The sequence below is a fragment of the Escherichia sp. E4385 genome, from assembly GCF_963883145.1.
Classification (GTDB): domain Bacteria; phylum Pseudomonadota; class Gammaproteobacteria; order Enterobacterales; family Enterobacteriaceae; genus Escherichia.
The window spans coordinates 329,968-341,691 of record NZ_CAWOOJ010000019.1 but is presented as its reverse complement, the minus strand read 5'-3'; the positions used below and the strand labels follow the sequence as shown (position 1 = coordinate 341,691).

12 protein-coding genes are annotated in these 11,724 nt (G+C 50.1%); all 12 read left to right on the top strand.

All coding sequences use genetic code 11. The features are described 5' to 3' along the window. Positions 1–513 (top strand): YadA C-terminal domain-containing protein (locus tag AACS80_RS20540; RefSeq protein ID WP_171021450.1); only part of this gene is annotated, 513 nt, incomplete at its 5' end. 130 nt (positions 514–643) lie between these two features. Beyond that, on the top strand, positions 644–1,396 hold the full coding sequence (locus AACS80_RS20535; RefSeq protein ID WP_135490052.1) for a PFL_4669 family integrating conjugative element protein: 753 nt from the start codon (positions 644–646) through the stop codon (positions 1,394–1,396). Beyond that, positions 1,383–1,946: a hypothetical protein gene (locus AACS80_RS20530; RefSeq protein WP_135410426.1), complete on the top strand. Its 564-nt coding sequence runs from the start codon at positions 1,383–1,385 to the stop codon at positions 1,944–1,946. The genes AACS80_RS20535 and AACS80_RS20530 overlap by 14 nt, the downstream gene beginning before the upstream one ends. Then, positions 1,943–3,952, top strand: a complete 2,010-nt coding sequence (locus AACS80_RS20525; RefSeq protein ID WP_138183968.1) for a DNA topoisomerase III — start codon at positions 1,943–1,945, stop codon at positions 3,950–3,952. Before AACS80_RS20530 ends, AACS80_RS20525 begins: the two co-directional genes overlap by 4 nt. A 315-nt stretch (positions 3,953–4,267) precedes the next feature. Then, complete coding sequence (locus tag AACS80_RS20520; RefSeq protein WP_138183966.1) at positions 4,268–5,338, top strand: PIN domain-containing protein; 1,071 nt, start codon at positions 4,268–4,270, stop codon at positions 5,336–5,338. A 513-nt stretch (positions 5,339–5,851) separates the two neighbouring features. Next, positions 5,852–6,235: an STY4534 family ICE replication protein gene (locus AACS80_RS20515; RefSeq protein ID WP_135410422.1), complete on the top strand. Its 384-nt coding sequence runs from the start codon at positions 5,852–5,854 to the stop codon at positions 6,233–6,235. A 161-nt stretch (positions 6,236–6,396) separates the two neighbouring features. After that, positions 6,397–6,993 (top strand): PFGI-1 class ICE element type IV pilus protein PilL2, encoded by a 597-nt coding sequence (pilL2, locus tag AACS80_RS20510; protein ID WP_135410421.1) that lies wholly within the window; start codon positions 6,397–6,399, stop codon positions 6,991–6,993. Further along, positions 6,990–7,706 (top strand): hypothetical protein, encoded by a 717-nt coding sequence (locus tag AACS80_RS20505; RefSeq protein ID WP_135410420.1) that lies wholly within the window; start codon positions 6,990–6,992, stop codon positions 7,704–7,706. The genes pilL2 and AACS80_RS20505 overlap by 4 nt, the downstream gene beginning before the upstream one ends. Positions 7,707–7,716: 10 nt before the next feature. Then, positions 7,717–8,481 carry a TIGR03759 family integrating conjugative element protein gene (locus tag AACS80_RS20500; protein WP_135410419.1) on the top strand — a complete coding sequence of 255 codons (765 nt, stop codon included), beginning with the start codon at positions 7,717–7,719 and terminating at the stop codon, positions 8,479–8,481. 11 nt (positions 8,482–8,492) lie between these two features. Next, on the top strand, positions 8,493–9,029 hold the full coding sequence (locus tag AACS80_RS20495) for a transglycosylase SLT domain-containing protein (protein WP_445236450.1): 537 nt from the start codon (positions 8,493–8,495) through the stop codon (positions 9,027–9,029). Beyond that, positions 9,026–9,526 carry an integrating conjugative element protein gene (locus AACS80_RS20490; RefSeq protein ID WP_138183965.1) on the top strand — a complete coding sequence of 167 codons (501 nt, stop codon included), beginning with the start codon at positions 9,026–9,028 and terminating at the stop codon, positions 9,524–9,526. The genes AACS80_RS20495 and AACS80_RS20490 overlap by 4 nt, the downstream gene beginning before the upstream one ends. A 103-nt stretch (positions 9,527–9,629) precedes the next feature. Continuing rightward, a complete protein-coding gene (gene traD, locus AACS80_RS20485; RefSeq protein WP_135410415.1) occupies positions 9,630–11,714 on the top strand; it encodes a type IV conjugative transfer system coupling protein TraD in 2,085 nt (694 codons plus the stop codon). Positions 11,715–11,724: the final 10 nt, after the last annotated feature.

The window sequence follows — 11,724 nt, the reverse complement described above, 5'->3', positions numbered from 1 at the left end:
TCATCGGCGCAGACGCTTGTTGATGCCAATACATACACCGATAATTCGTCAAAGAATACATATGACAAAGCAATTGAATATACTGATTCGAGAGTTAATCAGGGTAATAGTTATGCAATTGATATCTCGAAAAGTTACACAGACACATCCACAAGAAATACGTTAAATCAAGCAACAACGTATACCGATAACCGATTCAATCAATCTATCGATTATACGAACTCGCAAATAAATAAAGTGAACGGACGAATTGAACAATTAGATAGCAAAGTTGATAAAAATCGTCAGAAAGCTGCTGCCGGGATTGCTGGTGCAATGGCAATGAGTAGTATCCCTCAGAATTTTAGCTACGATTTTCAGTTTGGTATGGGATTAGCTAATTTTGATTCTGAGCAGGCGATTTCAGCTGGCGGTTATTACCGTGTCAACGATAGAACTATTGTTTCATTAAAATCGTCCTTTGATACACAAAACAATCTTGGTGTTGCGGCGGGAGTATCTTACGGTTGGTAATTATTAAGAGGGTGGATTTTTCTACCCTCTTAGAATAAATTTTATTTTTGTACAATGATTTTATTATTGTGCTTCGTATCACCAATACACAACTATTTCCATCTTGTTGAACTTTTATAGATGGAAAATCATGTCAGACAAGACAGAAAAGAAAGCCGGTGCGCTGCATTCTGAGTTGCGCATCGAGCTGCATACCCAGTACGCCATTAACACTTGGAGCGGGCGACCAGCCTCAGATGGCAAGCCGTCGCTCATCGGAATGCCGCTGTTCTTCAAACTCATTTCCCGGATTAACCGCGATTCACTGGCGGATAATCCGTGGGCGGATGCTGCTCTGATGGAAGTTGAAACATTACTGGGGACAGCCAGCGAGCAGCTCCAGAAATGGCTCAGTGATATCGATGCTCTGATGGCGATGCTGCCAGCTAACGCTTCTGTATCCGGGGTCACCTCTACCGCACCGCTGAATATTGGCGTTCACAGCCATACTCCGCTGGGATACCGCTGCGTTTACCTCCTGGTTGGATTTGATCAGCTTATTCTGCGTGTCTTCCAGTCGCATCATTACGGTCTGATGTCGCTGAAAGAGCGCAAAGCTTGGTTGCATCGTGGTAGCCATCAAATTCGCCAAATCTTCTCGGTTGCTTTGCGTTATCGTTCTCATCCCGTTACCCGCCAGGATATAGCTTCAAATAATGATGTTGCCCGGCAGGCTATCGAACAATTTGGGGAACTGGACAGGGCGATCCTGCTGGGAACCCGCCGCTCCCGCTTTTCTCCGCCAGTAAGCGCCGAAAGTATTAAGGCGCTGAAAGCCGCTTTCAAACGCCAGTCACGCAAAGATAAAGCGACAAAGCTGGAGGTGCAGGATGATCAGCAATAAGACTGTTTTTACCGGATTGCTCATCTTGAGTACCTGCCTGAGTGGATGTGCGAGTGTTGACAGTGTCAACAGTGCGATAAACCAGATTAGCGGTGGGATCTTCTCAGTCGGTTCTGTACCGGCAGACAGTGGTCCGGTGGTGTTGTCGAAAGGCGTACCACAGGCGAACCACAAAATCGCGCAGGAATACCGTGTTCCCGTTGATGTTGATACGGCAGCTGCGCGGGTAAAACGCTACTACCGCTTTATCTCGGCGGAAGAAGTAGCGCAGCTACGTAACAACGGTACGCAAAGTGGAGGGTGGACTGCCGCTTCAGTAGCCGATGGGGCATGGGTATGGGATGGGCAACCCGGTAGCTACTACAAAATGGGGCGCGACTGGGGAAGCGAAAATACTGGTGACAGCATTCAGGTTGAGCTGGAGAGAAATGGTTCAGGTAGTCGGCTTTATATCACCTTTCGTTCCGGTCTGGCCTCTCATGTCACAGCGGCTTATACCAGCAAGCTGTTTGAGAATGTGAAGAACGTGGCGGAAGGGACGATCCGATGAAGCTCTTTCTCTGTGAAAAGCCCAGTCAGGGGCGGGATATTGCCGCTGTGCTGGGCGCAACAAAGAAAATGCCGGGTCATCAGACCGGAAACGGTGTGTGCGTCACCTGGGGTTTTGGTCACCTGCTGGAGCAGGCCAGCCCGGATGCCTACGGTGAACAGTTCGGTGTTCCCTGGCGTACCGATGTGCTACCGGTATTGCCGACAACGTGGCAAATGCAGGTTAAACCGGATGCGGCGGCTCAGTTTTCCGTCATCCAGAAACTGCTGAAACAGGCTGATACGGTAGTGATTGCCACCGATGCGGATCGGGAAGGAGAGGTGATTGCCCGTGAAATCCTTGATTATTGCCATTATCAGGGAAAAGTTGAGCGGTTGTGGCTCTCGGCACTTGATGAGGCCAGCGTCCGCGCCGCGCTGGCGGCGATAAAGCCCGGAAGTGCGACCTTACCCTACTATTTAGCCGGTCTGGGCCGTGCCCGGGCTGACTGGCAGATCGGCATGAATATGACGCGGCTATATTCGGTCAAGGCCCGGGAGAATGGTTATGGTAGCGTTTTATCCGTGGGGCGGGTGCAGACGCCAACGCTTAACCTGATTGTGGAACGCGATCGCGATATTGCGCAGTTTGTCCCGAAGCCCTACTGGAATGTTGTGGTGCAGCTGGCAGCGGGAGGGATCACATTTCAGGCGCAGTGGGTGCCAGCAGCGGCGTATTGTGATGAGGAAAAACGCTGTATTAATCCGACTGCGGCGCAGCAGGTGGTTCAGCTTTGCAAGAAAACCGGGCAGTCGATAGTGGCAGAGGTTGAGACCAAAAGGGAGACTGAATCAGCTCCGTTGGCATTTGATCTCGGTACGTTACAACAAGCCTGTTCCCGTCGTTTTGGCTATGGCGCTCAACAGGTGCTGGATATTGCGCAGGCTTTGTATGAAACACACAAAGCAACCACGTACCCTCGTACTGATTGCGGCTACCTGCCAACATCCATGCGTGGCGAGATCGGACAGGTGATGGCTTCGATACAGCAAAGCGATCCCGCTTTATCTGCGACCATCTCGCGGCTTGAGCTTGATATGCAGCATGTTTCCCGTATCTGGAATGACAAAAAGATCACTGCACACCACGGCATCATCCCTACAAAGCAGCCTTGTGATCTGGCAAAAATGAGTGAGCAGGAGCGCAACGTTTACCAACTTATCCGGTTGCATTATATGGCCCAGTTCCTGCCGAATCATGAAGTTGATGCCACGCGAGTTTCGCTGCATTGTGGTGGGCAGTTATTTAAGACCAGCGGTAAGGTTGTAGTCGTTGCTGGCTGGAAGAGCTTGTTTGGTAAGGACGTTGAAGAAGATACAGAAAGTACCGGTGACAAAACCCGGTTACCTGCAATAGCTAAAGGGAGCGTATGCCCGATCACTGGGGCAGAAGCGAAACAGCAGCAAACAAAACCACCGGAGCACTATACGGAAGGTACATTGATTGCCGCGATGAAGAACGCGGCGCAGTTTGTCACCGATCCGCGCCTTAAAAAGATCCTCAAAGAGAATGCCGGGCTGGGTACGGAAGCGACCCGGGCTAGCGTGATTGAAACACTCCTGAAGCGTGGTTTTGTCGTGAAGAAAGGCAAACATCTGCTGGCGACACTGATAGCGGGTGACCTGATGGATGTATTACCGGCGCAGCTTAAAGATCCGGGTATGACGGCGCTCTGGGAACAGTCGCTGGATGATATCGCCGAAGGTCGGATGTTGCTGGATGACTTTATGGCGAAACAGTCAGCCTGGACCAGGCAACTGGTGGAAAAGGGGCGACAGCAGACCGTCAGGATTTCGTTACCGCCATCTCCGCCGTGCCCGGTTTGTGGCGGTGCAACGCGACAGCGCACGGGGAAGTCTGGCTCATTCTGGGGATGTAGTAACTATCCGGACTGCAACGGGATTGTGAATATCGGAGCAAAGAAACCGGCTCGGCGGCGGAAAAGTCCTGCAAAGAACAATGGCTGATTAGCTTTATGTTTTTGATTGGAAGCGTAGCGTGAATTTGCTATTTTGCTCATGGCTTTGAAGTACCCCGTGACTGCGGTAATCCGATTTTTCGCTCCTGGAGACGGATGATTGGACAGTATAGCGACCCATTTTGTTACCTGGATGAGGTCGTAAGGCGTGACCCTCCGTGAAATTACACGTCGGCCAAAAAAGGCTCTGGCCCGGAGAAGTGACATTGACGATGAACCCGTGGTACAGGTTCAGAGGCTCGATACTAGGATGGGATCGGGCCTTTTTGTTAGGGATGATGTAATTTTATAGTGAGTAAATATTATGCCCCTTCAAACAAGAAATGTTTTTATTGATACAGAGTTCTTTGTTAAGGCTGGACTTGAGTTTTCATCTCGTACATTAGAATCATTCAAAAATATATGCGCAGATGGTCACTTGAGGCACATTACAACATCGATAGTTGTGAGGGAGGTCAAAGGGAAGATTAGCGATAGTATCCAAGAGTCGATAAAAAGTGTAACTAATTTTCGACGAAAAGCCAAAATACTTACAAGCTCAAATAAGCCTGAAATTAAATCTTTATTTGTGGCTTTGGATGCTGAAGAGATTGAACAACATGCGATTGAATTATATGAAAAATTTTTATCAGACTCTGATTCTACTATTCTTGAACTTGAAAGTGTATCTGTTGATAAAATAATGAATATGTATTTCAATTGCTTGCCTCCGTTTCAAGAAGGAAAGAAAAAGCATGAATTCCCTGATGCCTTCACGCTTTTGGCTATCGAGAACCATTTGCCTGAGGGAGAGTGTATTTATGTTGTTTCTGAAGATTCCGATTTAATTGAATTTTGCAAAGTTACTCCACAATTTATTGCTGTTGATAGTCTAAGTAAAATTCTTGATATTTATAACTCTCATGATCAGGAGAGAGCTAGTTTCATTAAGCAGTATGTTGCAGAACATATTGAAGAAATTAAGGATTCTATCCGAGAGGATATCGAAGACGCTGACGTGTATAACGCTTCCAGCTGGGAAGATGCGGAAGTTGATGAACTGAAAGTAGATCATATTCATGATTTTGAACCATCAATAATTCAAATTGATGATGAAAGTTGTCTGTTATCTTTCAATGTAGATGTTGATTATACAGTTTCTGTAACTGGGCCAGATTTTAATAATGGAATCTATGATAAAGAGGATGGCCGTACATATACTTTCGGGAGTACAAGCCGCGAAGATACAGGTACTATCAATGTCTTTGTGGAAGTAGAACTACAAATGGAGATTGTTGATACTCAATTTGTTGTACAGGATAGATATGTCAGTGTGAGTGGTCTTACTGGCGGCATTGAAGTGTGCGTGGAAGAGAATGGATATGAGGATTATTAATTTAACTCTTAATTAATAATCAAGGCATAACTGTAATCTTCAGTTATGCCGTTTTATATTGACGTCATTTTGCTATTGTTAAACAATCCTTACGAGCCCCCGTTGTCTCCGACAACAGCCAATGTCCTAGTAATCTGAGAGGGACGCCTTCGGGTGATTGCCAGCCAAAATCGTCATGGCCTGAGAGACGATGCCTTCGGGCGGTAACTTTGCTTAACCTTTGAAAGCAGGGATCGCATCAGCGATAAAGGTATACTTCAACCACAGACCGTCAGCGTCACTTTGATGTCTGACACCCCAGCGGGAAAACTCCCGACTGGGATGTTTCTCCGTTTATCGAATTTTCCCAGGAGAAACAACATGTCTACTATATCTAAAACCACCACCGCTAAACCTAAAAAAAGCAGTGCCAGCAAGAAAGCCCCGGCTCCAGTTCCTGTTGAATCAGCAACTCCAGCTCAATCAGTAGCTCCGGCGCCGGTACAACCAAAACCACAATCCAGCTACTTTAATTTGCATATCGATGGGCTGGGTTATCTGAGCAATATTCGCGAAATTAACACCGCTACGGGGGCATTCCTGAGCTGCACGATTAACGCGTTACATGGCTCAACCGAAAAACCTGAGTACACGCGTTTTGATGTTACGGTATCGGGTAAACAGGCTAGTTCTTTAATCAGACGCTGCCAGAATGCAGTGAATGAAGAGAAGAAGGTCCTTATCGGTTTTAAACTCAGTAACCTGACTGCCGATGTGTTTACACTGACCAAAGGCGATCATGCAGGTGAATCAAGAGCAGCACTGCGAGCGAGACTGATTAAAATCAGTTTTATCAAAGTGGGGCAAAACATGGTTTATAAAGCTGAAAAAGCTGAGTCTACCGACTCCGCATATTGATAATAGAAAGAGTGCAAATCTCCACGTCGTACACTTCTTGTTTGTTGTATTAACGCCAGATTTTTCTGGCGTTTTTTTTGCATAGCAAAAACAGTTGTTCGTTGAGGAGATGCCTCTGGTTTCGCAAAGTTGGGCCTCTTTTGTCTGACTAAGGAACCTGCATGAATCCTCATATCCCAATGATTGTCTGCCTGGCGGCCAGCATCCTTGCTGGTTGTACGCAAAAGCTCCAGCAACCTGATACTCAATCCCATCCAACGGTGCTGAATGGCAATATCCAGCCAGCCCGACCAGATGTCTATGCCGCCTCTCCCGAAGTTGTTCGTTATGACCGTTACCTGTTGGTTGATACTTCCCCGAGTGCTGCGCAACGTGCTCCGCTGGAGCAAACAATAGATATCCGTATCCCCGCGTCATTATCGCCGACCGTGGCTGATTCCATGCGCTATGCTCTGCGCCAGTCCGGGTACTCGTTGTGCAGTACGACACCAGCGAACCGGGTGCTGTACAACCAGAGGTTGCCCGCGGTGCATTATCAACTGGGGCCAATGCGCCTGAGTCAGGCATTACAAATCCTGGCCGGGGAGTCCTGGCAGCTTGAGATTGATTCTGTTCAACGGATCGTCTGCCATTCATTACGTGATGGCTATCGTTTGCCGCCGGAAGCGGTGAGAACGTCGGTCACTTCGGTCTCTGTGCCACTATCCGCTCACCCCGTCAATATCACCGCTCCGGCTCCGCAGAGGATGCTGAAATGAACGAATCCATTAGTGTCATGGAGATTCCTGAAATGAAAGAATCCACCAGACCTGTACGAAACAATTTCTGGACGATAGTCCGCTATGGTTTGGGGGGGCTGGTTTTGTTTACGTTGGGTGGAACTACATTTATTAGTCTGAAGCAGGTTCAGCTTCTTTCTGGGGAGGTTAGCCAGCTTAAAACTGCGTTGCAGGGTAGCCCGGATATCGAGCCACTCCAGGAACAGATGACAACGCTGCAACAGCAGTTTGATGTGTCACGAATGCAACTGGGGAGTAAGGCTGACAAACCGGCGCTTGCGGCTTTGCAGCAGAAGATTGATGTGCTCGATAAACAACAGCGTGAGCAGTCTGCCTCGTTTACGGCCTTTAACACAGAGTTATCCTCCCTTCAGGAACAGGTTCGAACGTTGAAACAACGTCCAGCCAATACAGCCGTTGTTCCTGCCGTAATGCCTGATGTTGTGACGGTAAAGAAGAAACTAACGCCGAAAGCGCGGCGGCCAGTTACCACCCCCTTCATCCTCACTGGTATCGAACGGCGGGGAGGAATTGCCTTTGCTGCGATAGCGCCACAATCGGCAACACAACTGACAGAAATAGCGTTAATAGAACCGGGAGAAACCCGTCAGGGCTGGACTTTGCTGGCGATTACCGGGCAGCAGGCGCAGTTTCGTGTCGCAGGGCAAACCCGGACGCTGACGGTGCGATAAGGAGGTCAGGATGAAAAAATTCAATGCCGTGCTTCTGTCAGGAGTGTTGACATTGTCAACAGTCACGTTTGCTGCTGTGAGCCCGGAAAGCGATCAGATCACTACACAACAGTCTCAAAAATCCGTAGTGACTGTATCTGATGCATTAGCTTCTGCTATCCAGATGGCGGATTCCCGTCTTCAGGAACTGGAACCTATACAAATAAAAAGAAACGCACTGGAGTGGGGACTGACAACGGAAGAATGGCAGCGTTATGAGACGCTGAAAAAAGGACGACGCGGTGTGTTGTCTCCTGGATTAGATCCACTGACGATGCTGGGTATCGAGGCGCAAAGTGATGAAGAACGCCGTCATTTTGCTGAGCTGGCGGTGAAACAGGAGTTTCAGCGGGTTGAAGCGGAGCTGGCGTTTCAGCGAGAAGTGAATAGCGCGTGGATGCGTGTCTATCCCGGCGTTCTGCCCGTTCAGGATCTACGGAGTGAAACCAGCAACGCCCGTCAGGCGCTGTTTGTGAAAGATAATTGCCCTGCTTGCGACCGTAAACTGTCGCAACTGATGAAATCGAACCAGCCGCTGGATATCTATCTGGTTGATAGCGGTGGTAAAGATGAGGCGGTTCGAAGCTGGGCGAAGAAACATAATATCCCTGCTGAAAAGGTGAAATCCCGCCAGGTAACGCTAAATCACGATAGCGGGATGTGGCTGAAATACGGCAACGGGCTGATGCCAGTGGTGTTACAGCAGGGGGCGCAGGGATGGCAGCGAGTAAACTGATCTGGCTGGTAATGTTCATTGTGCTACCAGAGTGTCTGGCTGCGCAGTCTGTTCCTGAAGGATACCATCGGGTCGCGCAGGCGGAGAATGTTCCTGCTGAGGCGTTGTATAGTCTGGCATTAACGGAATCATCCCGCAAACTGGCGCATGGTGTTCGCCCGTGGCCCTGGACAATTAATGTTGCCGGGAAGGGATATCGCTACGCCTCACGGAACGAAGCTTATCAGGCACTGCTGGACTTTATGCGGCGCTATCCGCTCAAACGTATCGATGTTGGTATCGCGCAGGTCAATCTGGGCTGGAATGGACATCATTTCGTATCTACCTGGGAAGCATTTGATCCCTATATAAATCTTCACGCTGCGGCCCGTATTTTGCGAGCCTGTTACGAACGTAGCCCCGGGAGCTGGATATCGGCTGCGGGGTGCTATCACCATCCTGCGGGCGGCAAACCTGCTCAAACCTACAAGGCCATCGTGTCGCGTCATTTGGGCACATTGCAGCCGTCTGCACAGACGCTGGCATTCAATCAGGGAGGAACACAATGATGAGACATTTTCCGCTGGTTCTCGCACTGCTGTTTTCGGGTATAAGTCAGGCAGAGCTGACCGTTGTCGCTGATCTGGGTGGTCAGTCAACGGCTGAATACTTTGCTGGTATTAACAATCAGGGAGAGGAATCATCCGCTCCACAAGTGTTGACACTGTCAACACCTGATAAAGCATCGGTATTACCCATTCGTACTCCTGAGCTTTCGCCTGGCGGGCTGGAAGCGCGTTCTCTCTCTATGCCCGGAATGCGATCAATTTTTCTGATTGGTGACGACGAGCTTTCCCGACGCTGGCTGGCATTGCGACGTGACCAACTTATCCAGCTTAATGCCGTGGGCTATGTGGTGAATGTCGCCAGTGAATCTGCCTGGAATGATTTACAGTCTCAGGCTAACGGGCTTGAGTTGCTACCGGTTTCTGGGAGCGATCTGGCCGTTCGGCTGGGTATTTCTCACTATCCGGTACTGATTAGCGAGAAGGGAGTGGAACAATGAGGGCGGGATTACCACTGGATGAAATCAGTCTTTTGATTGGCCTGGCCGCAATGAATTTTCTCATCTGGTTAATTTTTCTTGCCGGACATGACGGGAGGAAAAAATGAGTGACCGCTATGTTATTGAAGCCATGCTACGACCTGCGGTGGAGCTGAACACCGCAGTTGTTGCCGCCTGCGCCAGCTATATATGCGTGACGGCTCCGTGGGCAGTAGCACTGGCACCGTCTGTCAGCTACGTTACGGCGGCAGGATTTGCAGTGTTATCGATAAAACGCATTCAGCAGGGGGTTAAGGTTTTACGTTACCGGCGCAATATCCGCCGTCTGCCGCGTTATATTGTTACCAGCGCAGAGGTGCCAGTGAGTAACCAACGGCTATTTCTGGGTAAAGGGTTTATGTGGGAGCAAAAGCATACCCAGAGGTTGCAGGATACCCTGCGTCCGGAGGTGGCGGGTTACGTCAATCCCCCGGCGTTATACCAGGCAGCGCGTCGTTTTGAACAGCACTACGAACATCGCTTACCTGCACTGTGCAAACTGCTGGCGCGTGATTCGGCGCTGAATCCCGTTCGACCATTGCCCCCAGTTGGCGGTCATCCGGCATTGCACGGCATCGAACCAGATGAGGTCAACGTCTCTATGAGTCTTGGCGAGCGTGTCGGGCATATGCTGGTTCTGGGTACCACGCGCGTCGGCAAAACTCGCCTCGCCGAGCTGCTGATCACCCAGGATATTCGTCGCGGTAATGTCACCATTGTTTTCGACCCGAAAGGCGATGCCGATTTACTTAAGCGCATGTATGCAGAAGCGCACCGGGCAGGACGCGCCAGTGAGTTCCATGTATTTCATCTGGGATGGCCGGATATCAGTGCCCGTTATAACGCGGTGGGGCGCTTTGGTCGTATCTCTGAAGTGGCTTCGCGTGTCGCCGGACAGCTCAGTAGTGAAGGCAACAGCGCCGCATTTAAAGAGTTCGCCTGGCGCTTCGTCAATATTATTGCCCGGGCGCTGGTTGCGCTGGGGCAGCGCCCGGACTTTGGCCTCATCCAGCGTTACGTGAACAATATCGGCGATCTGTTTGAGACCTACGCGGAAACCTGGATGGTGAAGCACACTCCGACACTGTGGCAACAGATAGAGAATCTTGCGCAAATTCTGGATGAGCGCGATATCCCCCGGCACATGGAAGGTCGCTCGCTGCGTGTGGTGGCGATTGAACAGGTTCTGAACAGCGATGAAGGAAAGAAGATTTACGATCCTGTGCTAGATGGCTTGCGTTCGTCGGTACGCTACGACCAGAAGTATTACGACAAGATTGTCGCCAGCCTGTTGCCGTTGCTGGAGAAACTGACTTCCGGTAAGACGGCGCAACTGATCTCACCGAACTACACCGATATGTCCGATCCCCGTCCTATCTTTGACTGGCAGCAGGTGATCCGTAAAAAGGGCGTGGTGTATATCGGCCTTGATGCGTTGTCCGATCCGGAAGTCGCTGCAGCAGTGGGCAATTCGATGTTTGCCGATTTGGTCTCCGTGGCGGGGCATATCTACAAATTTGGCGTAAATGATGGCCTACCTAGTCACGAGGGCAACAAGACGCCAATCAGCCTGCACTGTGACGAGTTTAACGAGCTGATGGGGGATGAATTTATCCCGCTCATCAACAAAGGCGGTGGGGCGGGCATCGAGGTGACGGCCTATACCCAGACGCTGCCGGATATCGAAGCGCGGCTGGGTAATGCGGCGAAAGCGGCGCAGGTAGTGGGGAACTTCAACAGCTTGGTGATGCTGCGGGTGCGGCATACGGAAACGGCAGAACTGATGACGAAGCAACTGCCGGAAGTGGAGGTCTATACCAAAACGCTGGTTTCCGGTGTCACCGATATCTCGAATCCGGAAATGGGTAGCGATTTTACTTCGAACACCCAGGACAGGGTCAGTACGGTACGTACGCCATTGATCACTGCCGCGAACGTGATCAATCTGCCGAAAGGACAGGCATTTGCCTTGCTCGAAGGAGGGCGATTGTGGAAGATCCGGATGCCGTTACCTTCAGCCGGTGCGGATGCTCTGATGCCGGACAGTATCGGGCAGATCGCAGACTATATGCAGCGAAATTACCGGACCAGCGATGCCTGGTGGTCGGGCAGTGCGTTACCGGGAGATTACGATGCAGCCACTTTTTGAAAAGGAAATC